Source organism: Streptomyces sp. NPDC036822 (genome assembly GCF_055609145.1).
On the sequence record NZ_JBVJPY010000010.1, the window covers coordinates 172,677 to 193,276 of the forward strand.

The following is a 20,600-nucleotide window of genomic DNA, read 5'->3' on the forward strand; positions in this document are numbered from 1 at the left end:
CCCCCTCCCGAAGGGAGGGGGAAGTCTCTAGGCTCGAAGTCGTTCCCCCTCCGACCCGCTAAGGACTCCCCCCATGCACCGCGCATTGATCGTCGTGGACGTTCAGAACGACTTCTGCGAGGGCGGCAGCCTCGCGGTGGCGGGAGGAGCGGACGTCGCCGCCGCCATCACCGACCTGGTCGGCGATGCCGCGGGCGCCGCGTACCGGCACGTGGTGGCCACCCGCGACCACCACGTCGATCCGGGTGACCACTTCGCCGCGGAGGGCCAGGAGCCGAACTACGTCACCTCGTGGCCGGTGCACTGCGTCGCCGGCACGGAAGGCGTCGGCTTCCACCCCAACTTCGCTCCGGCGGTCGCCAGCGGGGCGATCGAGGCCGTCTTCGACAAGGGCGCCTACGAGGCGGCGTACAGCGGCTTCGAGGGGCGAGACGAGAACGGCATGACGCTCGCCGAGTGGCTGCGCGAGCGTCAGGTCGAGGAGGTCGACGTGGTGGGCATCGCGACGGACCACTGCGTGCGGGCGACCGCGCTGGACGCGGCACGGGAGGGCTTCCGCACGCATGTGCTGCTCGACCTCACGGCCGGTGTCGCGAAGGAGACGACGGACCGCGCTCTGGAGGAGCTGCGGAGCGCGGGGGTCGAGCTGACCGGGAAGCCGGTCGTGGCCTGAGTCCCGCCGTGACCGGCCCTTCGCGGGGCACCCGGGCGCCCCGCGAAGGCGGCGGCCGTCAGCCGGTCGGCAGGGAACGTATGGGGTGCCACAGCTCCTGGGCCGTGGACCGCCACAGGAGACCGTCCGGGTGGTGGAGCACCGCCGTGATCTCGTCGGGCGTCGGGGGCTCCGCGTTGCCCCGGAGGTAGACCGCCCGCAGCCCGTGGTTCCGCAGCCTGGTCAGGGCGCGGGCACGGTTCGCCGCGTGGACGAGGAAGCGGACGGTGGCACCGTCGCCGGCCGGGCTGGGCAGCCCGATCGCGACGACCACGCTCCCCCCGGGCAACTTGCAAAAACCTCCACCAGGCATGCCGAAACCACTCCCCCGTACGTTCGCTGTCAATAAGGAATCCGTCAGACGCACCTAAACACGATCGGCCGCCGCCCGCTAGAGGGCGACGGCCGATCATGCTTTGACCTGCGGTTTTACTCTTTACTTCTGGGACGGACCGACCTGGACCGTGATCGTCTGGCCATCCTTCGGCTCCTTGACGACCTGGATCTTGGTGTTGGTGTCAGTTATCTTGACGCCGGCCCGCTCGGTCTCCTGGTACCAGTACGTACCCCGCCGGTCGTCGAAGACCGGGTTGCCGAGCTGCGAGCCCACCCACGCCGGCACGCCGGCCTTGTGCAGCCGGATCGCGTCGGTGCGGTAGGTGCCGAAGGTCGAGTCGTACGCCTGGACGCGGTTGCGCATCAGGGTGCCGTCGGCGTTCTTCAGCGGCGTCGGGTGCGCGTCGACCGGCAGGATCAGGCCCTGGCCCGGGTGGACGGCCGTGTTGTTGTCCTTCTGCGAGGTGTCCCACAGCCAGACGAGCAGACCGTTCTGGTACGGGTAGTGCTCGACCCAGCTCGCCTTGTCGCCGGTGAACCCGAAGTTGTACGGGCCGACCTTCAGGGTCGCGTCGTACGAGACGTACTGGCGGTTCTCCGCGAGGTAGTACTGCTCGTACTCCTTGGTGAAGCCCTTGCCGATCCGCGAGAAGCCCTTGGCCGTCCAGCCGTTGTCGCCGTTCTCGACGTTGTCCGAGAAGACGGCGGCACCGTCGGCGGTCAGCGTGATGGCGTCGGCCGCGAAGCCCTTGCCGCCCGCGCCGCCGTCCGTCTGGTAACGGAAGCGGAGATCGAACTTCTTGCCGGCGTAGGCGTCCAGGCCGTACACCAGGTTCTTGTACGCGCCGGAGACGTCGGTCAGCGCCGGGGCGCCGCTCGCGTCACGCGGCAGCGGCTTGCCGTCGGCGGTGCCGTCCAGCGCCGTCCAGTTGGCGCCGCCGTCCGTCGACACCTCGGTGTAGAGGTAGTCGTAGTCCAGCTCGATGTCGTACCAGCCCTTGAGCTCCAGGGTGGCCTTCGACTTGCCGGTGAGGTCGACCGAGCGGGTCAGGGTGTTCTTGAGGTCGTCACCCATGTCGCTCCACCACTGCGTGGCACCCTCGGCGGGCGCGACGACCTCGGTGGTGACCTGCTTCTTCGGCAGCTCGACGACGAGCGCCTGCGGGTTCTTGGTGTTGTACGCGGCCACGCCCAGCTTGTGGGTGGACTTCGTGGCGCGCTGCTCGTTGCTCACCTTGGTGTAGTCGAGCCAGCCGAGCTGCAGCTTGTCCCACGAGTTCATGTCGCCGGGCAGGTCGCCGATCGAGTCCTTGCCCCGGCCGAGCCAGGAGCCGGAGGACATGAGGGACCAGAAGCCGGTCGAGTTCTCGGCGCCGGCCTTGCCGGAGGTGTCGTACAGGTCGGGAAGACCGAGGTCGTGACCGTACTCGTGGGCGAAGACTCCGAGGCCGCCGTTCTCGGGCTGCATCGTGTAGTCGCCGACCCAGATGCCCGAGGTGCCGATCTGGGTGCCGCCGGACTTGTTGTTCGCCGGTCCGGTCTTGCCCGCGTCCGTGCCGTACGCGTACCAGCGGTGGGCCCACAGGGCGTCGCCGCCCTGGGCGCCGCCGCCCGCCGACTCGTCCTCGCCCGCGTGGACGATCTGGAAGTGGTCGATGTAGCCGTCGGCCTCGTTGAAGTTGCCGTCGGCGTCGAAGTCGTAGCGGTCCCACTGGTCGTACTGCGCCAGGTCGGCCTTGATCTGGGCGTCGGTGCGGCCCTTGGCCTTCTGGTCGGCGGTCCACGCGGTGACACCGTCGCGGACGGCGTCCCAGACGTTGGCGCAGTTGCTGTTGCCGCAGTAGTTCGAGCCGTAGCGGGCCTCGTTGTACTCGACCTTGACCCAGTCGGAGACGCCGCCCTCGACCGAGTACCGGCCGGAGGAGGTCTTCTCGTAGTAGGTCTTCAGGCTCTCCTTGGGCTGGCCGGTCTTCTTGTCCTTGCCGGTGCCGAAGTAGAGGTCCTGGAAGTGCTGCTGGTTGTAGTCCTTCTGCCAGGCCGTCGAGTTGTCCTTCGTACGGTCCGGCTCGGCTATCTGGTTGTGCAGCGGGCCGGGCGTGCCGCCGAACTTCGGCTTCGGCTCGGCCGTGTCGTCGTCGGCGCGGTCGACCAGCGTCGTGCTGTCCACCTTGTCGCCGAACTCGACCAGGATCGTGAAGATCTTGTCGGTCTTCTCCCGGCCCAGCTCGACGTACTTCTTGCTGTCGAGCTTGACGACCTGGGAACCCCCGCGGCGCTCCACCTTGGCGTCGCCGCTCAGCACCTGCTCGAGCGCGGCCTCGCGCTGCTGGGCCTGCTGCTTGCTGAACGGACCGTCGAGGTCGTGGTCGACCGCGGTCTTCTCCACGTGGGAACCGGGGGCCGGGTCCTGGCGCTCGATGCCGGCCGGCGCGCCCGGACCCTTGTTGTCGGCCCATGCGGTGGTGAAGGTCGAGGCGGTGGCGGCGGTGGCCGCGAGCACCACGACGACTGCGGACGCCTTGAGCGCCCGTCGTCTGTTGGTCACTTGATGTAGTCCTCCCCGGCGCCCCGATGCCACGGACCGGAGGTGGGGTGATGTCCGCGGGCGGGGTGCGCGTCACAAGTGACGACATTCGACCGGAGTTACGCGAGAAAAGACAGACCTTGACTTGCACATACCAACTGCACTATGCAGGAGCGGTCTTCCGGTATGCGGACATCCAGCAGGCGCATCGCGACGGGAGGTTGGCGAATCGATGACTCCATGCGCCCCTTGTGCACCCGCACCGTGGGTGAGGTCACGCTTACCACCGGTTCCGCTCGGGCATGGACCCTCGTAGAGTCGCTCGGGTGTGTGCCCACCCGGCGCCAGTCAGGGAGTGCGACCCGCCGATGCCTCGAGGGACGGTACCCGTCATGCCGCGTCCGAACGCCGCACAGCTCGCCTACGGTTCGGCGACCGTCGTCTTCTCCACCGTCGCCCTGCTGCTGCTCTCCCGTACGACCAGCACCCTGGGGATCGTGGTCATCTGCGCTGCCGGGCTCCTCCTCGGACTGGTCGTGGCGATGACGCTTCCGGCGCACCGGGGGTCCCGACCGGCCGCGGCGCCGCTGCCCCGGAACGACGAGATCCGGGTACCGCCCGTCCGCGTGGGTGCGGGGGCCGATACCCGGATCGGTTCGTGAGCCGCTGACTCCTCGGTCTACCGGCCCACGGAGACCTCCACGGTCTTGGCGGCCTTGTCGTGAAGGCCCTGCTTGTAGGGCTTGTCCACGAGGATCAGGATCAGGATCAGCAGCGGCCACAGGCACGCGCAGCAGATCAGCGCGGGCAGCCACAGCACGACGGCGCGGATGAGCGAGGCGTTCATCGGCGGTGTGGAGCCGTCGTTGAGCATCGCGACCCGCAGCTTCAGCCACTTCTTGCCGAGGGTCTGGCCGTTCCTGGCGGTCATCACGGTGTCGTAGGCGACGTACGCGACGATGGTGATGAGCTGGAAGACCAGCTGCGCCCCTCCGTTGAAGCTGTTGACGGTGTCGCCGAAGTCGGCGTCGTTGTCCGTCGCGCGCTGGTAGACGTCGAACGGGATGCCGATGAGCGCGAGCGGCACGGCGATGATCAGCCAGTCGATCAGGCGGGCGAGGATGCGCCGGCCGGAATCGGCGAGCGGCGGCATCCCGGCGAGGGGATCCGCACCGCCGTAGCCCCCGCCGAACCCGCCGCCGTAGGGCGGAGGCGGCGTACTGCCGTACGGCGATCCCGGGGGCGGACCACCGGGCGGCGGGCTGCCGGGGGGCGGCCCTCCGGGCGGCGGACCGTCCGGGGGCTGACCGCCGTAGGGGGACCCCGCAGACGGCGGCGGGGGGTCCTGCGGCTTCTTGCGGAACGGATCGTCCTCGGGCGGCTGTCCGGGCGTCGGCTGGTCGTTGCTCATGGGGGCAGTGCACCCCGCGCGAGGGCGCCCCGCAACGCTTCGCCGCCCGTACGGGGGACCGCCGTACGGGTCCTGATCGGCCGTCCGGCCGGGCCGCGCCGCCGGGCCGCGCCGGTTCGGTTCCGGTCGGTCCGGCTCGGCCCGCCGCCGGTTCGGTCCCGGCCGGTCCACCGGAGGCCCGCCGGTCAGCCGGCGACGAAGGTGTGGGCCGTCTTGTCGTGCCAGCACTGCCGCCACGGACGGTCGAAGAGGCACCAGATCACGTTGAGGACACCGACCGCGAGCAGCCCGAGGAGGCTGTACACGAGCCAGCGGCGCAGGGACGCGCCGAAGGTCGGCGGCTCGTGCGCCTCGATGTCCCGTACCTGGAGCCCGCACATCTTCTTGCCGAGCGTGCGGCCCCACTTGGCGGTGGGCACCGCCTCGTACAGCAGGCCGAGGACGAGCAGGACGGCCAGCGCGATCCCGAAGTAGAGGGAGGTGGTGCCGTCGAGGAGCCACACCTGGACGGTGACTCCGGACTGCTTGGCCGCCTCGATCTTGGCGTCGATGTGGTCGAGCGCCTTGACGACGAAGGGGAACGACGCCGCACCGGTGAGCGCGCCGAGCACGACGGTGTCGACGAGCCGGGCGGCGAGCCGCTTGCCGAGTCCGGCCGGGCGGGCGGCGGCCTGGGCGCGGGCGGCCTTCAGGAAGGGGTCCTCGACGGGCGGCTTCCAGGGCACGACGGGCTGTCCGGCCTCGGCCGTCCCCCCGGCCGCCGGCTGGGCCAGCTGGTGGACCTGCTGCGGCCAGGAAGGGGCGCCACCGCCGGGGCCGGTCGTGACCGGGGCGGGGGCGGGAGCGGCAGCCGCCGGGGCGGAGCCGGCCGCCGGAGCCGGCCCGGACCGGCCGGGCTGGCCGCCCTGGGCGGGGGCCTGCGGATCCGCGGCCGCGTGGGAGGCGTTCAGCCCCTGGGGGCCCTGCTGGGCGGGCGCCGTCCGCGGCCCCTGCTGGACCGGTGCTCCCGTCCCGCTCCGCGGACCCTGCGGGGCGGCCGGATGTCCCGGCCCGCCCTGCGGCGCCTGGGCGCCGCCTCGCTGCTCCTCCCGCGCGGACGCGTCGGTCCGGTCGGTCGCCGGGGCCTGCGCCGTCGGCCGGGGCTGTGCCTGGGGCTGTACGGGGGACTGTGCCGAGGGCTGCGCCTGCGGCGGGAACGCGCGGATCGTCATCGTGCCCTCGGCGCCCGGCCGCTGCCGGTCCGTCGACTGCTGGGGCCTGCGGACGCCCGGCAGGGCGCCCCCCGTCGGGTCGGCTGACGCCGCCGGAGTGACGGGCATGCCGCCGAGCCTGGCCGGGGACGCGGACACGCGGGGGTCCTGGACGGCGGCCGTAGGCGTGGACTCCGCGTCCGGCGCGCCCCACGACACCTTCTGGTCGCGGTCGCCGCCGAAGCCCGTCTGCCGGGAGACGTCCGCGTGCCACGCCGACGCCGGCTCGGGGTCGGGCCGGGTCTCGACGACCGGGTCCTCGTCGAGGAAGACCGGTCCGGTCTCCTCCACGGCGGGCACGGGCACCGGAGCGGGCGCCGGGTTCGGGGCGAGGGCCGGGCCCGGGGGCATCGTCCCGGCGGGCGGCCCGGGCAGGGCCTCGCCCTCCCGAGGTGCGGGACGGCTCGTCCCGGGCACCCAGGCGCCCCCGTTCCAGTACCGGATGTATCCGGGGATGGACGGGTCCGGGTAGTACCCGGCCTGCGGTACCTCCCCGCCGGCTCCAGGAGGAGTAGCCACTGCCCCGACTCCGTTCCGTCACAACGCTTTCCACGACCATCGGGCGCGCGGCCCAAGGAGGACAGTAACGAAGAACGCGGCCCCGGGAAGACGGAGGCCGGGAGAAAACCCGCCTTCGAGCGACATCCCCACAAACTCGCCACTCACCGTCACCCTCAGGCCGAGGCTCGCCCCTCGGACGGATGTTCTCCCCTGTCCTGTCACCGATCGTGACGACGGGCCGTTTCCCGCCTTCCCGAAAAAACCTCGCCGAAGTCGCGTCATACCTCGTCACGGCCGCGCTCTCTCCCGGTGCGGGCCCGTCCGGGCCGTGTACACGAGAGGGAGCAAGCCCATGCGGAACACCGAGAACACCGTCGTCGAGCGCGAGCTGGAGCTGAAGCTGGTGCTCTCCCCCGAGCGCGCCGTCCCCGTCCCCGCCCGGCTCGTCTACCGCACCGACGACCCGTACGCCGTCCACGTCACCTTCCACATCGGGTCGGACCACCCGGTCGACTGGACGTTCGCCCGGGAGCTTCTCGTCGAGGGCGTCTTCCGGCCGTGCGGCCACGGGGACGTCCGTGTCTGGCCCACGAAGGTGGAGGGGCGCGAGGTCGTGCTGATGGCGCTCTCCTCCCCCGACGGCGACGCGCTCCTCGAAGCGCCCTCCGGGCAGGTGTGCGCCTGGCTGGAGCGGACCCTGCGCACCGTCCCGTCCGGCACCGAGGCCGAGCGGCTGGGGATCGACGACGGCATCGACGCGCTCCTCGCGACGACCGCCGTCTGTGACGAGGTGTGGCCGCGCGACCCCTCGCCGTCCCTCGGCGGGGAGACCACCCGGCCGAGCGACGAGCCGCAGGACGGTGAGGGGTGAGGACGGTGGCCCGGGGGCGGAGCTCAGAACAGCTTGCCGGGGTTGAGCAGGTTCAGCGGGTCGAAGGTGCGCTTGATGCCCCGCTGGAGTTCGAGGCCGACCGGCCCCAGCTCCCGGGCCAGCCACTCCTTCTTCAGGACGCCCACGCCGTGTTCGCCGGTGATCGTGCCGCCCAGCTCCAGACCGAGGGCCATGATCTCGTCGAAGGACTCCCGCGCCCGCCGCGACTCGTCCTCGTCGGCGTGGTCGAAGCAGACCACCGGGTGCGTGTTGCCGTCGCCCGCGTGGGCGCAGACGCCGATGGTGAGGTCGTGCTTCGCGGCGATGGCGGCGGTGCCGTCGAGCATCGCGGCGAGCTTCGTCCTCGGTACGCACACGTCGTCGATCATCGTCGCCGGCTTGACCGTCTCCAGGGCGGTCAGCGACAGCCGGCGTGCCTGCAGCAGCAGTTCGGACTCGGCGTCGTCCTCGGCGGGGACGACCTCGGTCGCCCCCGCGGCCGTGCACAGCTCGCCGACGGCGGCGAGGTCGGCGGCCGGGTCGGGGGTGTCGAAGGCGCACAGGAGCAGCGCCTCGGTCGTGTCGGGGAGCCCCATCTGCGCCAGCCGGTTGACCGCCTGGACGGTGGTGCGGTCCATGAGTTCCAGCAGTGAGGGCGTGTGGCCGCGCTCCATGATCGCGCAGACGGCCTCGCAGGCGGCGGCCGCGGAGGGGAACTCGGCGGCGAGGGCGAGCTGGCGCGGCGGCTGCGGCCGGAGCGAGAGCACCGCCTTGACGACGATGCCGAGGCTGCCTTCCGAGCCGACGAAGAGCCTGGTCAGGTCGTATCCCGCGACGCCCTTGGCGGTGCGGCGGCCGGTGGTCAGGAGCCGGCCGTCGGCGAGGACGACGTCGAGACCGAGGACGTACTCCGCCGTCACCCCGTACTTCACACAGCACAGGCCGCCGGACGCGGTGCCGATGTTCCCTCCGATGGTGCACATCTCCCAGCTGGAGGGGTCCGGCGGGTAGTACAGGCCGTGTTCGTTGACGGCCCGGGACAGCACGGCGTTGATCACCCCCGGTTCGACCACGGCGACCCGGTCGACGGGGTTGATCTCCAGGATGCGGTCCATCCTGACCAGGGAGAGCACGATGCAGCCCTCGGAGGCGTTGGCGGCGCCGGACAGGCCACTGCGCGCGCCCTGGGGGACGACAGGGACGCGGAGTTCGGTCGCGGTGCGCATCACGTACTGCACCTCCTCGACCGTGCGGGGCAGCACGACGGCGGCCGGGGTGCCGGCCGCGCAGAAGCTCGCCATGTCGTGGGCGTAGGAGGCGGTGATGTCCCGGTCGGTGATCAGCGCCTCGGCGGGCAGGCCCGCCCGCAGTCGTTCCTGGAGCCGCGTCAGAAGATCGTCCATACGTCCAGCGTGGCACCCGGGGCCATCGGTGTGAACCCGCCGGACGTTCGCCTTCCCAGAGCGGAGTGGGCGCTTCGTGTGCTCTTCGTACTGGCGCACAGTGGGCGTCATGAAGACGGAGAACGTGTCGCGGACGGTCCTCGCGGCCGGGGTGGCCGCGGTGATCGCGGCGACGGCGCTGCTGTACGCCCCCCAGTTCGCGCCCGGCCTGTTCGACGACCGGCCGCCGGCCCCCGGCCCGGCCGCGCGGGCGAGGCTCGCGGCGGACGCGGGCGCCCCCGCGTCGCTGCCGGATCTCGCCGCGCTGATCGGTGACCGGGAGAAGTGGCTGGTGAAGCATCCCGGTGACGAGGTCTCGTGGGCGGTGCTGGGAGCGGCGTACACGGAGCGGGGTGTGCGCCGGGGCGACGCCTCGTCCTACGCTCCGGCGGAGCGGGCGCTGCGGCGCTCGCTCGCGGTGGTGCCGGCCGAGCGCGGCAACGTCGACGCCCAGTTGGGGCTCGGGGCCCTGGCCAACGCGCGCGGTGACTGGAAGTCGGCGCGGACGTGGGCGGAGCGGGTCCGTACGGCGAACCCGAAGCGGTGGTCGACGTACCCGGTGCTGATCGACGCGTACAACGGGCTCGGGGACTACGCGTCCGCGCGGAAGGCGATGAGCACGCTGGAGGAGCTGCACACGGGCGCGGCGGTCAGCGCGCGGGCGGCGCTGACGTACCGCGACCGCGGCTGGCGCGAGGACGCCTCGGCGGCGGCGCTCGACGCGGTGGGGCTCGCGGAGACCGCCACGGAGAAGGCGGTCGGGCTCGCGCGCCTCGGGGACCTGGCCTGGGAGCGGGGCGAGCGGGAGGAGGCGGTGGCGCAGTACGGGGCGGCGCTGGGCCTCGTACCGGACCACGGTCCGTCGCTGGCCGGCCGGGCGCGGGCGCTGGCGGCGCTGGGCCGTATCGACGAGGCGGCCCGTGACTACCGTGCGGCGCTGGCGCACCGGCCGGCGCCGGAGTACGCCCTGGAGGCGGGCGAGTTCTTCGAGTCGCTGGGGCTGCACGAGGACGCGCGGGCGCGGTACGACCTGCTGCGGACCCGGGTGTGGGCGAACCGGTCGGACGCGGAGGTGGCCCTCGGGCTGTTGGAGGCGGACCACGGCGACCCGGTCACGGCGGTACGGCGGCTGAAGGCGGAGTGGGCCCGCGGACACCGGTCGGTGCGGGTGGCCGACGCGCTGGGGTGGGCGCTGTACCGGGCCGGGGAGCCCAAGGAGGCGCTGGAGTACGCGAAACGGGCGACGGACGAGGGGCTGCGGAGCGCGCTGTTCTCGTACCACCGGGGCGAGATCGAGCGGGCGGTGGCGGAGGACGGCCCGGCCAGGCGCCACCTGGCGGAGGCGCTGCGGATCAATCCGTGGTTCTCGCCGCTGCTCGCGGTGAAGGCGCAGGAGGCGGTGGCGAAGCTGGGCGAGCCGTCGGACGGACCGCCCGGGGAGCTGCGCCCGGTGCCTCCGCGGACGGAGGAACCCGCGCGGGAGCAGGCCGCTGGGCGGGAGCCCGCCGGGCAGGGGCAGGCGACGGCGCGGGGCCGGGCCACCGCGCAGGGGCAGGGCGCCGCGCAGGCGCCGGCGCCCGCTCCGGGGGCGTAGCCCAGGGCGTGTGATCGGGCGGACAGAGGTGTGGCCCCACGGCTCGGTGCCGTGGGGCCACACATACGCGCGGGGGCGTACCGGCGCGACGTTCCGGAGACGTGCTACAGGTTGCCGCGCTTCTCCTGCTCGCGCTCGATCGCCTCGAAGAGGGCCTTGAAGTTGCCCTTGCCGAAGCCCATGGAGCCGTGGCGCTCGATCATCTCGAAGAAGACGGTCGGGCGGTCCTGGACCGGCTTGGTGAAGATCTGCAGCAGGTAGCCGTCCTCGTCACGGTCGACGAGGATCTTCAGCTCGCGCAGGGTCTCGACGGGCACCCGGGTCTCGCCCGCCCACTCGCCGAGGGTGTCGTAGTAGGAGTCCGGGGTGTCCAGGAACTGCACACCGGCCGCCCGCATGGAGCGGACGGTGGCGACGATGTCGTTGGTGGCGAGGGCGATGTGCTGCACGCCGGCGCCGCCGTAGAACTCCAGGTACTCGTCGATCTGCGACTTCTTCTTCGCGATCGCCGGCTCGTTGATCGGGAACTTCACCTTGAGGGTGCCGTCCGCGACGACCTTGGACATCAGCGCCGAGTACTCGGTCGCGATGTCGTCGCCCACGAACTCCTTCATGTTCGTGAAGCCCATGACCTTGTTGTAGAAGCCGACCCACTCGTTCATCTTGCCGAGTTCGACGTTGCCGACGCAGTGGTCGATGGCCTGGAAGGTGCGCTTGGCCGGCGGCTCGACGATCGGGTCGGCGGTCACGTAGCCGGGCAGGTACGGGCCGTCGTAGCCGCCGCGCTCGACGAGCGTGTGGCGGGTCTTGCCGTACGTGGCGATGGCGGCGAGGACGACAACCCCGTGGTCGTCCTTGACCTCGTACGGCTCGGTGATGCCGGTGGCGCCGTGCTCGACGGCGTAGGCGTACGCGGCGCGCGCGTCGGGCACCTCGATCGCCAGGTCGACGACGCCGTCGCCGTGGGCGGCGACGTGGTCGGCGAGGAAGCGGCCCCAGTCGGTGGAGGCCTTGATGACGGAGGTGAACACGAAGCGGGCGGCGCCGTTCGTCAGGACGTAGCTGGCGGTCTCGCGGCTGCCGTTCTCCGGTCCGGAGTAGGCGACCAGCTTCATGCCGAAGGCCGTGGAGTAGTAGTGCGCGGCCTGCTTGGCGTTGCCGACGGCGAAGACGACCGCGTCCATTCCCTTCACGGGGAAGGGGTCGGCCTGCCGCGCCGTGGAGGGGGTGTGCTGGATGGTCTCAGTCATGTGGGCAGAGTCCCGCCGATCGGCAAGCTGCGCAATAGTTCGCCTCGGGACTGGGCAACCTGACCAGTGAGACGCCAGTATGGGCGGACTACTTGTACAGGATGACCATCGGGAGGCCGCCGTGGCGATCGATCATCTGGACGGGCGTCTGATCGTGCTTCTGGCGCGGGAGCCGCGCATCGGGGTCCTGGAGGCCTCCCGGCGGCTGGGCGTCGCGCGCGGCACGGTCCAGGCGCGGCTCGACCGCCTGCAGTCGAACGGGGTCATCCGCGGGTTCGGGCCGCAGGTCGAGCCGGCCGCCCTCGGCTATCCCGTGACGGCGTTCGCGACGCTGGAGATCAAGCAGGGCCAGGGAAGCGACGTCCGCGCGCATCTGGCGACCGTCCCCGAGGTGCTCGAACTCCACACGACCACCGGGCACGGCGACATGCTGTGCCGCCTGGTCGCCCGCTCCAACGCGGATCTCCAGCGCGTGATCGACCGGGTCGTCGGCTTCGAGGGCATCGTGCGGGCCTCCACGGCGATCGTGATGGAGAACCCCGTACCGCTGCGGATCATCCCGCTGGTGGAGCAGGCGGCGGAGGACGCCGGCTGAGCGGCGGAGCAGTGGCGACCGGATGACGGCGACGAAGTACTTGCAAAGAAACCCTTGCACACACTTCTTTGCAACTCTAGGCTCGCCCCATGTCCGCACCCGAGGAACGCGTCAGCCGTACGCTCGACCCGCGCTCACTGCGCGGGCTCGCCCACCCCCTCCGCATCCAGCTGCTGCGCGCCCTGCGCCACAACGGGCCCGCCACCGCCTCCCAACTGGCCGAGCGGCTCGGCGAGTCCAGCGGCGCGACCAGCTACCACCTGCGCCAGCTCGCCGCGCACGGCTTCGTGGAGGACGACCCGTCCCGGGGCAAAGGACGGGAGCGGTGGTGGAAGGCGGCCCAGCAGGGCACCTCCGTCGACGCGTCTCTGTACCGGGACGCGGACCCCGAGGTCCGGGGCGCCATGGAGGTCTACCTCCATGAGATCGCGACCATCCACACCCAGGAGCTGAACACCTGGCTCGGCACCCGCCACGACTGGGACGCGGCCTGGGCCGGCGCCAGCGACATGAGCGACTTCACCCTGTGCCTGCCGCCCGAGCGACTCCAGGAGCTCAACGCCAGGATCCACGCGCTGATCGACGAGTACCACCGGAACTCCGACACCGACGCGCCGGGCGCCGCCCGCGTACGCATGCACCTGCACGCGTTCCCCCAGCACGAGCACTGACGGAAGGGACCCCGAGGACGCCATGCACACCGACATCCACCTGAAGCTCCACCGCCTGCGCTCCGCCGAACTCCGCCGGGCCGTCGCCGACTTCGTGCCGCGCACCCCGCTCCGTACCCGACTGGGCTTGAGCCTCGTCGCGTTAGGGCTGCGCCTGGCCGTCCCCGCCGCCGCCCGACCGCACCCGCGCGCCGTATGAGCGCGCCGGGAGGACGCGCTCCCCTGGCCACCGTCCTGGCCGCCAACGCCATCTCGATCACCGGCAACGCGCTCACCCTCATCGGCGTCCCGTGGTTCGCGCTGGACACCACGGGCAGCCCCGGAAAGGCCGGCCTCGTCGCCTTCTGCGCGGCCGCCCCCGTCGTCGTCTCCGCGATCGTCGGCGGCCCGGTCATCGACCGCATCGGGCGCCGCCGGATCAGCGTCGTCTCCGACCTCGTCTGCGCGCTCGCGCTGGCCGCGATCCCGCTCCTGCACCGCGCCGGCCTGCTGGAGTTCTGGATGCTGTGCGCGCTGATGGCCGTGACCGGCCTCTTCCACGCGCCCGGCGAGACCGCCCGCCACGTCCTCGTCCCCGACCTGGCCCGCCGCGCGGGAACCCCCCTCCCCCGCGCCGCGAGCCTCTACGACGCCGTCTCGCGGGGCGCCCGGATGTCCGGCGCCGCACTCGCCGGTGTCCTCGTCGCCGTCATCGGCGCGGATGCCGTCCTCCTCCTCGACGCCGCCACCTTCGGGCTCTCCGCCCTGCTCGTGCTCGCCGGCCTGCGGAAGGTGCCCTCCGCCGCGCCCCGGCCCGACCCGGCCCCCTTCTCCCTGCCCGGCTACCGCGCCGAACTGCGCGAGGGGTACACCTTCGTGCTCCGCTCCCGGCTGCTGCTCGGCGTCGTCCTGATGGTGATGGTGACCAACGGCCTCAACCAGGGCTGGAGTGCGATCCTGCTGCCCGTCCACGCCCGGGAGAACCTCGGCGGCTCCGCCGCCCTCGGTCTGCTCGTCGCAGTCTTCGGCGGCTGCGCGCTCCTCGCGGCACTCCTGTACGGGGCGGTCGGCCACCGCTTCCCGCGCCGCGCCCTCTTCACGGCCGGGTTCCTGCTGTGCGGGGCCCCGCCCTACGTGACGGCCGCGCTCACCGACACCACGCTTCCGCTGCTCGTCACCATGGCGGCGGGCGGCCTGGGCGCCGGCCTGCTCAACCCGATCCTGACCACCGTCGCGTACGAACGCGTCCCCGACGAGCTGCGCAGCCGGGTCTCCGGCGTGACGACGGCCGGGGTGCTCCTGACGACCCCGCTGGGCGGCCTCGCCGCCGGGCAGCTGATCGAAGGAGCCGGTCTGACGGCGGCGCTGCTCGCGTTCGGCGGCGTCTACTTCCTGGCGACGCTCGCCCCGGCGGTCTTTCCCCGCTGGCGCGAGATGGACTCCGTCCCCCCGCGCGTCAGCAGCTCGGAACCTTCGCCTCCCGCCCCTGCTCCAGCGCCCGGAGCGAGGACACCGCGTCGCTGAGCGTGGAGACCGGGATCAGCCGCATCCCCTCGGGCAGCTCCGCCTCCGCGTCGGAGCACTCGGCCTTCGGCACGAGGAAGACGCTCGCCCCGTCCCGGCCGGCCGCCTGGGTCTTCAGCGAGACGCCGCCGACCGCGCCCACGGTGCCGTCCGGCTGGATCGTTCCCGTACCGGCGATGGTCCGGCCGCCGGTGAGGTCGCTCCCGGCCCCGTCGCCGTCGAGCTTGTCGACGATCCCGAGCGAGAAGAGGAACCCGGCGCTCGGCCCGCCGATGTCGGCGAGGTGGAGGGTGACCTTGACGTCCTCGGGGTTCAGTTCGAGATGGTCGAGCGCGGCGAGGACGGCGGCGTCCTGGGACTGCTTCATCTCCCCCAGGTTGTGCTTCGCGACCTCGGCATCGGACTTGCCCGGAGGGTAGACCGAGGCGCGCGGCAGGACGGCCCGGTCGGTACGGAACCAGGCGTCGGCGACGGTCGCGAAGTCGTTGTCCACGCTCGGGCCGGTGGCCACGATGGTGGTCATCAGCAGCTTCCCCTCCGTCTCGCGGACGGGAGCGCCGGTGATGGTGATGACCTCACGCCCCTTGTCCCGGCCCAGCACGTCGGCGGTGGAGCCGGGCTGCGCGATGGCGAACGGCAGCGGCGCGAGTCCGGCGACGGCGAAGAGCGCGGCGACGGGCAGCGCGCTGAGCGCGAGGGCACGGTTGCGGGTGAGACGGGAGAGCACGGACCCAATCTACTGGGCGGCCGGCTCCCCGGCCGGAGCGGAGGCTGCCGCACGGGCGTTCCGGCAGCAGGACGTACGCACCCGGTGGCGGGCGCCCCTCCCGGACCACGGCGGCGCCGGTCCCCCGGCCGACGCCGAGCGTCCGGACGGCGACGATGCCGCCGACCGGACGCCGATACGTCCGGAGACCCCTAGGGGGTGTCTTGCCGCCGCGACCCCGGCAAGATCGGCAGGACACCCCCTAGCGCAGCGCGTCGGCGACCTCGCGGGCCGCGTCCACCACCCGGGGGCCCACCCGCTCCGGTACCGCGTCGGCGAGCATCACGACGCCGACGCTGCCCTCTATCCCGGTGATCCCGACCAGCGGGGCCGCCGCGCCGCTGGCGCCGGCCTCCAGTTCGCCGTGGGTGAGGGTGAAGCCGGGCTCGATGAGGCTGCCCTGCCGGGCCGCCAGGATCGCGCGGCCGGCCGCCCCGCGGTCCAGCGGGTGGCGGAAGCCGGCCCGGTAGGCCACGTGGTAGTCGGTCCAGGTCGGTTCGACGACGGCGACCGCCAGCGCCTCCGCCCCGTCGACCAGGGTGAGATGGGCCGTCGCCCCTATGTCCTCGGCGAGCGAGCGCAGCGCGGGCAGCGCCGCCTCGCGCACCAGCGGATGGACCTGGCGGCCCAGCCGGAGCACACCGAGCCCGACCCGGGCGCGGCCGCCCAGGTCACGGCGGACGAGGGCGTGCTGTTCGAGTGTGGCGAGCAGACGGTAGACGACGGTCCTGTTGACACCGAGTTTGTTGGACAACTCGGTGACCGTCAGACCGTGATCGGTGTCGGCGAGCAGTTTGAGGACTCGAAGTCCCCGGTCGAGCGTCTGGGAGGTCTCCGCGGTCACGACGCCCTCTCCTTCGGAGTGATCGGAGTGAGTGACGGCGGACCCTCTACGGAAGCTGCGACACCGGTCCCGTCGGCGACGCACGTCAGAGGCCGCCGGCAGGCCATGCGCACCGGCTGCGCTCCGCGGCGGCGCTGCCACGGGGCGTTCATTGCGGGGACAGTAGCGAGCCACTCCGCTCAGCGGAAGACCTCGTCCAGAATCCGGGCGCGAGCGACCGGATACAGACGGTTCGAGGCGTAAGTCGGCCGGTCACAGTACTTCGACGGACAAGATCGGCTTTGTCGGCCCGCTCGCGCGAGGGGCGGGACACCCCTGGCGCGAAGAGCGCGTACGCCGTTCGAGCCGAGGGGCGAGACACCCCTGAGCCCGAAGGGCCCGTACGCGGTTCGCGTACGGGCCCTTCGTCGGGTCCGGCCGGCGGCTTCCGGTGCCCGGTCGCCGCGTAGGGCGGACCGGGCGCCTTCGGCAGGCGTCCGGGGCCCGCCGGTCACGCCGGTGTCAGCGCATCCGGGTGGCCCACTCCTGCACCTTCTTGATCCGTTCCCGGATCTGCCCGGCGGTCGCCTCGGCGCTCGGCGGCCCGCCGCACACCCGCCGCAGCTCGGTGTGGATGACGCCGTGGGGCTTGCCGCTCTGATGGACGTACGCCCCGACCATCGTGTTGAGCTGCTTGCGCAGCTCGAGCAGCTCCTTGTGGGAAACGACGGGGCGCCGCTCCGCCGGGAGCTCCAGCAGGTCCGCCTCGGAGTCCGGCCTCTTGCGGCTGTGGGCGATCTGCCGCGCCTGGCGCTTCTGGAGGAGGAGCTGCACCTGGTCGGGTTCGAGGAGGCCCGGAATTCCGAGGTAGTCCTGCTCCTCCTCGCTGCCGGGGTGGGCCTGCATGCCGAATTCGGCACCGTCGTAGAGCACGCGGTCGAAGACGGCGTCGGACTCCAGCGCCTCGAACGGCAGCATGTCCTGCTCGCCGGTGTCCTCGTCCTGCTGCCTCTCGGCCTCCGCCATCTCCTTCTCGGACTCGGCGTACGGGTCCTCCTCGCCGTTCTTCTTCGGCTTGTCGAGGACGTGGTCGCGCTCGACCTCCATCTCGTTGGCGAAGCCGAGGAGGTTGGGGATGGTGGGAAGGAACACGGAGGCGGTCTCGCCGCGCCTGCGCGAACGTACGAAACGTCCCACGGCCTGCGCGAAGAAGAGTGGGGTCGAGATCGTCGTCGCGTACACGCCTACGGCGAGGCGGGGCACGTCGACGCCTTCGGACACCATGCGGACGGCGACCATCCAGCGGTCGTCGTTCTCGCTGAACTCGTCGATGCGCTTGGAGGCGGCGGCCTCGTCGGAGAGGACGACGGTCGCCTTGGTGCCGGTGATCTCGCGGATCAGCTTGGCGTAGGCGCGGGCGGAGTCCTGGTCGGAGGCGATGACGAGCCCGCCGGCGTCCGGGATGCCCTTCCTGACCTCGGTGAGCCGCTGGTCGGCGGCGCGCAGGACGTTCGGCATCCAGTCGCCGCGCGGGTCCAGGGCGGTGCGCCAGGCCTGCGAGATGGCGTCCTTCGTCATGGGCTCGCCGAGGCGTGCGGCGATCTCGTCGCCGGCCTTGGTGCGCCAGCGCATGTTGCCGCTGTAGCTGAGGAAGATGACGGGACGCACGACGCCGTCGCCGAGGGCGTTGCCGTAGCCGTACGTGTAGTCCGCCGACGAACGGCGGATGCCGTCGTTCCCCTCCTCGTACGTGACGAAGGGGATCGGGTTCGTGTCGGAGCGGAAGGGCGTACCGGTCAGCGCGAGCCGGCGGGTGGCCGGGTCGAACGCCTCCAGGCACGCCTCGCCCCAGGACTTGGAGTCACCGGCGTGGTGGATCTCGTCGAGGATGACCAGGGTCTTGCGCTGCTCGCACCGGTTGCGGTGGAGCATCGGCCGGACGCCGACACCGGCGTACGTGATGGCGACGCCCTGGTACTCCTTGCTGAGCGGCCCGGCGCTGTAGTCGGGATCGAGCTTGATCCCTATGCGCGCGGCGGCGGCGGCCCACTGCTTCTTCAGGTGCTCGGTGGGCGCGACGACCGTCACCTGCTGGACGACATGGTGGTGCAGCAGCCAGGAGGCGAGGGTCAGCGCGAAGGTGGTCTTGCCGGCGCCGGGCGTCGCGACCGCGAGGAAGTCGCGGGGCTGGTCCTGGATGTACTTCTCCATGGCCCCCTGCTGCCAGGCGCGCAGCTTGTTGGCGGTGCCCCAGGGGGCGCGGCCGGGAAAGGCGGGAGAGAGGTGATGGGAGGAGGTGGCGGTGGTAGTCACGGTCTCCGGTTCGACGCTCGTCCAGATATGACAACCGGGCCACCCTACCGGCGGCCCGCCCGGAACCACGTACGAACGCCCCCGGGTCGCGCCGGGTGCGACTCAGCTCACGTCGCCTCGCGGAGGGCGCGCAGACGGCTCGCGATCAGGGTCACGTCCTCGCGATCGCCGGTGGCCACGTCGATGACCAGCTTGTACGTCTCGTCCCGGTCCAGATCACGGACGGCGATCCGCCGCCCGGTGCAGGCGAGCTCCGCCAGGTGTACCGCTCATGGGGCCACCGTGGTACCGGATCCCGCTCCGAGTCGTGTGGCGACCCACGCCCCCACCAGCGCCACCCCCGCCATCGGCAGGAACACCGCCGCGAAGGCCGTCGGGTGGGCCGTCGAGGCCGAGGTGGTCGCGTGGCCCACCGCTCCCCCGCCCAGGGCCGCGAAGGCCGCGCCGCCCGCCGCCAGGAGGAGGACGTTCGACAGGGCGTCCGAGATCTGCAGGGCCGCCGAGTTCGCCCCGGCCTCCTCCGGGGCGGAGAGCTTCAGGAGCAGCACGCTCGTCGAGGCGATCACCAGGCCCATGCCCAGGCAGCCGAACCCCCACGCCACCGCGACCACCCACACCGGGACCGAGGCGATCAGGACGCTCGGCGCGGTCGCGATGGCCGCCGCGACCAGCAGCATGCCGACGACGACGAGCCGCTGCCGGTACGGCTCCGTCCACGGCCGGGACTGGAGGTAGGAGCCGAACGCCCAGGTCGCGCCGCCGACCGCGAGCGAGAGGCCGGCCAGCGTGGGGCTGAGGCCGCGCTGGGTGACCAGCATCAGGGGGACGAAGGACTCCGCCGCGATGAAGGACCCGGCCGCGACGCCCCGGAGCAGGACGACGGAGGGGAGGCCCCGCGCGGCCCGGTACGTACCGCGCGGCAGGAGACCGCGCGCGGACGGCACCAGGAGCGCGGCCCCGGCCGCCGCGGGCAGCAGGGAGAGCCAGCGCAGGTCCTGCCCGGCGTACTGCAGGAGCCCCGCGCCGACCGAGATGCCCAGCGCGAGCCGGATGCGCCGCCGGTCGTACGGCGGGAGCGGCGCGGCGGGGTCGGCGGGCCCGGAGGCGGTGCGGCGGATCGCCGGGAGCGCGAGGGCGAGCGGGAAGACGACGAGGGCGGGGATCCCGAGGAAGACCCAGCGCCAGCCGAGGTGCTCGGTGACGGTTCCGGAGGCCAGCGGCCCGACGACCGATGGCACCACCCAGCCGGCCGCGAAGGCGGCCATGATCGCGGGCCGCAGCTGTTCCGTGTACGCCCGGCTGACGACGACGTACAGCGCCACGATCACCAGCCCGCCGCCGAGGCCCTGGACGGCCCGGCCGAGGACGAACAGCCACATCGTGCCCGCGGTGCCGGAGAGCAGGAGCCCGGTGGCGAAGGACGCGATGCCGGCGGTCAGCGGGGCGAGCGGCCCGGCCCGGTCTGACCACTGCCCGGACAGGACCATGGCGAAGAGGCTGGTCGTGAAGTAGGCGGAGAAGGCGAAGGCGTAGAGGGGGATGCCGTGCAGCTCGCGCGCCGCGACGGGCATGGCGGTGCCGACGGCGGTCGCCTCGAAGGCGATGAGGACGACGACGGAGACGATGCCGACGCTGAGCGCCCGGTGGGCCCGGTCGAGGACGGAGGGCTCAGGACCTCCGGTGGGACGGTGACCCGCGGCATCGACGGCTGAGGCGACGCCGGGGTCGGCGTCTCGGGGTTCCAAGGCACTCATGCCCCTCAGAGTAAGGGGCATGGGTACGGATGGACCCTGTCCCAAGGACGGGGAGGACTCGGCACTTGGTCCTACGACCATGAACGGCGTATGGCAGTCGTGTTGCGGGGCGCCCGGATCCCTTGAGCCCGCCCCCGCGCCCTCCGTACGGTCGTACTCGTGCACAACACGACCGTGTGCCCGAGTGGTTGAGGGACTCGCCTGCAAAGCGAGGTACGTGGGTTCAATTCCCGCCACGGTCTCCAGCCGACGACGCCGGTGCGGCCCCGCTCACAGAGGGGGCG

18 protein-coding genes and 1 tRNA gene are annotated in these 20,600 nt (G+C 72.3%); 9 read left to right on the top strand and 10 right to left on the bottom strand.

Going from position 1 to position 20,600, the window contains the following annotated elements; translation table 11 throughout:
• The first annotated feature begins 73 nt into the window (after window positions 1-73).
• Window positions 74-673, top strand: a complete 600-nt coding sequence (locus ACZ68P_RS23190) for an isochorismatase family protein (protein ID WP_471009104.1) — start codon at window positions 74-76, stop codon at window positions 671-673.
• A 58-nt stretch (window positions 674-731) separates the two neighbouring features.
• On the opposite strand, the gene ACZ68P_RS23195 is transcribed toward ACZ68P_RS23190, so the two are convergent.
• Together ACZ68P_RS23195 and ACZ68P_RS23200 are read right to left on the bottom strand one after the other, a co-directional pair.
• Window positions 732-1,025 (bottom strand): hypothetical protein, encoded by a 294-nt coding sequence (locus ACZ68P_RS23195; RefSeq protein WP_365715357.1) that lies wholly within the window; start codon window positions 1,023-1,025, stop codon window positions 732-734.
• A gap of 123 nt (window positions 1,026-1,148) precedes the next feature.
• Complete coding sequence (locus ACZ68P_RS23200; protein WP_471009106.1) at window positions 1,149-3,593, bottom strand: immune inhibitor A domain-containing protein; 2,445 nt, start codon at window positions 3,591-3,593, stop codon at window positions 1,149-1,151.
• A gap of 371 nt (window positions 3,594-3,964) precedes the next feature.
• On the opposite strand from ACZ68P_RS23200, the gene ACZ68P_RS23205 reads away from it, so the two are divergent.
• Entirely contained in the window at window positions 3,965-4,234 is a 270-nt protein-coding gene (locus tag ACZ68P_RS23205) for a hypothetical protein (protein WP_471009108.1), read from the top strand.
• 17 nt (window positions 4,235-4,251) lie between these two features.
• On the opposite strand, the gene ACZ68P_RS23210 is transcribed toward ACZ68P_RS23205, so the two are convergent.
• Both ACZ68P_RS23210 and ACZ68P_RS23215 read right to left on the bottom strand, forming a co-directional pair.
• On the bottom strand, window positions 4,252-4,983 hold the full coding sequence (locus ACZ68P_RS23210) for an RDD family protein (RefSeq protein WP_471009109.1): 732 nt from the start codon (window positions 4,981-4,983) through the stop codon (window positions 4,252-4,254).
• A gap of 185 nt (window positions 4,984-5,168) precedes the next feature.
• Window positions 5,169-6,752 (bottom strand): RDD family protein, encoded by a 1,584-nt coding sequence (locus ACZ68P_RS23215; RefSeq protein ID WP_471009112.1) that lies wholly within the window; start codon window positions 6,750-6,752, stop codon window positions 5,169-5,171.
• A 334-nt stretch (window positions 6,753-7,086) separates the two neighbouring features.
• On the opposite strand from ACZ68P_RS23215, the gene ACZ68P_RS23220 reads away from it, so the two are divergent.
• Window positions 7,087-7,605: an SsgA family sporulation/cell division regulator gene (locus ACZ68P_RS23220; RefSeq protein WP_471009115.1), complete on the top strand. Its 519-nt coding sequence runs from the start codon at window positions 7,087-7,089 to the stop codon at window positions 7,603-7,605.
• A gap of 23 nt (window positions 7,606-7,628) precedes the next feature.
• On the opposite strand, the gene ACZ68P_RS23225 is transcribed toward ACZ68P_RS23220, so the two are convergent.
• Complete coding sequence (locus tag ACZ68P_RS23225; RefSeq protein ID WP_471009116.1) at window positions 7,629-9,008, bottom strand: FAD-binding oxidoreductase; 1,380 nt, start codon at window positions 9,006-9,008, stop codon at window positions 7,629-7,631.
• A gap of 109 nt (window positions 9,009-9,117) precedes the next feature.
• Between ACZ68P_RS23225 and ACZ68P_RS23230 the strand changes: the two genes are divergently transcribed.
• Window positions 9,118-10,641 (top strand): tetratricopeptide repeat protein, encoded by a 1,524-nt coding sequence (locus tag ACZ68P_RS23230; protein ID WP_471009118.1) that lies wholly within the window; start codon window positions 9,118-9,120, stop codon window positions 10,639-10,641.
• 104 nt (window positions 10,642-10,745) lie between these two features.
• Here ACZ68P_RS23230 and hppD read toward each other — a convergent pair whose 3' ends face one another.
• A complete protein-coding gene (hppD, locus tag ACZ68P_RS23235) occupies window positions 10,746-11,891 on the bottom strand; it encodes a 4-hydroxyphenylpyruvate dioxygenase (protein ID WP_471009120.1) in 1,146 nt (381 codons plus the stop codon).
• A gap of 121 nt (window positions 11,892-12,012) precedes the next feature.
• On the opposite strand from hppD, the gene ACZ68P_RS23240 reads away from it, so the two are divergent.
• The 4 genes from ACZ68P_RS23240 (at window position 12,013) to ACZ68P_RS23255 (ending at window position 14,660) form a co-directional block, all read left to right on the top strand.
• The gene (locus ACZ68P_RS23240; RefSeq protein WP_471009123.1) at window positions 12,013-12,486 is read left to right on the top strand and encodes an Lrp/AsnC family transcriptional regulator; all 474 of its coding nucleotides are present in this window, start codon (window positions 12,013-12,015) and stop codon (window positions 12,484-12,486) included.
• A gap of 89 nt (window positions 12,487-12,575) precedes the next feature.
• Window positions 12,576-13,157 (top strand): ArsR/SmtB family transcription factor, encoded by a 582-nt coding sequence (locus tag ACZ68P_RS23245; RefSeq protein WP_471009125.1) that lies wholly within the window; start codon window positions 12,576-12,578, stop codon window positions 13,155-13,157.
• Window positions 13,158-13,179: 22 nt separating this feature from the next.
• Window positions 13,180-13,356, top strand: a complete 177-nt coding sequence (locus tag ACZ68P_RS23250; RefSeq protein WP_471009126.1) for a hypothetical protein — start codon at window positions 13,180-13,182, stop codon at window positions 13,354-13,356.
• A complete protein-coding gene (locus ACZ68P_RS23255) occupies window positions 13,353-14,660 on the top strand; it encodes an MFS transporter (RefSeq protein WP_471009128.1) in 1,308 nt (435 codons plus the stop codon). Before ACZ68P_RS23250 ends, ACZ68P_RS23255 begins: the two co-directional genes overlap by 4 nt.
• Here ACZ68P_RS23255 and ACZ68P_RS23260 read toward each other — a convergent pair.
• The 4 genes from ACZ68P_RS23260 to ACZ68P_RS23275 form a co-directional block, all read right to left on the bottom strand.
• Window positions 14,593-15,387 carry a S16 family serine protease gene (locus ACZ68P_RS23260; RefSeq protein ID WP_471009129.1) on the bottom strand — a complete coding sequence of 265 codons (795 nt, stop codon included), beginning with the start codon at window positions 15,385-15,387 and terminating at the stop codon, window positions 14,593-14,595. The two genes, ACZ68P_RS23255 and ACZ68P_RS23260, sit on opposite strands and share 68 nt — an antisense overlap.
• Before the next feature lie 241 nt (window positions 15,388-15,628).
• Window positions 15,629-16,270: an IclR family transcriptional regulator gene (locus tag ACZ68P_RS23265; RefSeq protein WP_189975433.1), complete on the bottom strand. Its 642-nt coding sequence runs from the start codon at window positions 16,268-16,270 to the stop codon at window positions 15,629-15,631.
• A gap of 501 nt (window positions 16,271-16,771) precedes the next feature.
• Entirely contained in the window at window positions 16,772-18,562 is a 1,791-nt protein-coding gene (locus tag ACZ68P_RS23270; protein WP_365715371.1) for a DEAD/DEAH box helicase, read from the bottom strand.
• Between the two features lie 269 nt (window positions 18,563-18,831).
• The gene (locus ACZ68P_RS23275; protein WP_471009131.1) at window positions 18,832-20,316 is read right to left on the bottom strand and encodes an MFS transporter; all 1,485 of its coding nucleotides are present in this window, start codon (window positions 20,314-20,316) and stop codon (window positions 18,832-18,834) included.
• A 170-nt stretch (window positions 20,317-20,486) separates the two neighbouring features.
• Here ACZ68P_RS23275 and ACZ68P_RS23280 point away from each other — a divergent pair.
• Window positions 20,487-20,561 (top strand) — tRNA-Cys (locus ACZ68P_RS23280).
• The last annotated feature ends 39 nt before the right edge of the window (window positions 20,562-20,600 follow it).

Coding starts and splice junctions, on each gene's coding strand:
- ACZ68P_RS23190 (WP_471009104.1), top strand. CDS start 74: ATGCACCGCGCATTGATCGTCGTGGACGTTCAGAACGACTTCTGCGAG.
- ACZ68P_RS23195 (WP_365715357.1), bottom strand. CDS start 1,025: ATGCCTGGTGGAGGTTTTTGCAAGTTGCCCGGGGGGAGCGTGGTCGTC.
- ACZ68P_RS23205 (WP_471009108.1), top strand. CDS start 3,965: ATGCCGCGTCCGAACGCCGCACAGCTCGCCTACGGTTCGGCGACCGTC.
- ACZ68P_RS23210 (WP_471009109.1), bottom strand. CDS start 4,983: ATGAGCAACGACCAGCCGACGCCCGGACAGCCGCCCGAGGACGATCCG.
- ACZ68P_RS23220 (WP_471009115.1), top strand. CDS start 7,087: ATGCGGAACACCGAGAACACCGTCGTCGAGCGCGAGCTGGAGCTGAAG.
- ACZ68P_RS23225 (WP_471009116.1), bottom strand. CDS start 9,008: ATGGACGATCTTCTGACGCGGCTCCAGGAACGACTGCGGGCGGGCCTG.
- ACZ68P_RS23230 (WP_471009118.1), top strand. CDS start 9,118: ATGAAGACGGAGAACGTGTCGCGGACGGTCCTCGCGGCCGGGGTGGCC.
- hppD (WP_471009120.1), bottom strand. CDS start 11,891: ATGACTGAGACCATCCAGCACACCCCCTCCACGGCGCGGCAGGCCGAC.
- ACZ68P_RS23245 (WP_471009125.1), top strand. CDS start 12,576: ATGTCCGCACCCGAGGAACGCGTCAGCCGTACGCTCGACCCGCGCTCA.
- ACZ68P_RS23250 (WP_471009126.1), top strand. CDS start 13,180: ATGCACACCGACATCCACCTGAAGCTCCACCGCCTGCGCTCCGCCGAA.
- ACZ68P_RS23255 (WP_471009128.1), top strand. CDS start 13,353: ATGAGCGCGCCGGGAGGACGCGCTCCCCTGGCCACCGTCCTGGCCGCC.
- ACZ68P_RS23275 (WP_471009131.1), bottom strand. CDS start 20,316: ATGAGTGCCTTGGAACCCCGAGACGCCGACCCCGGCGTCGCCTCAGCC.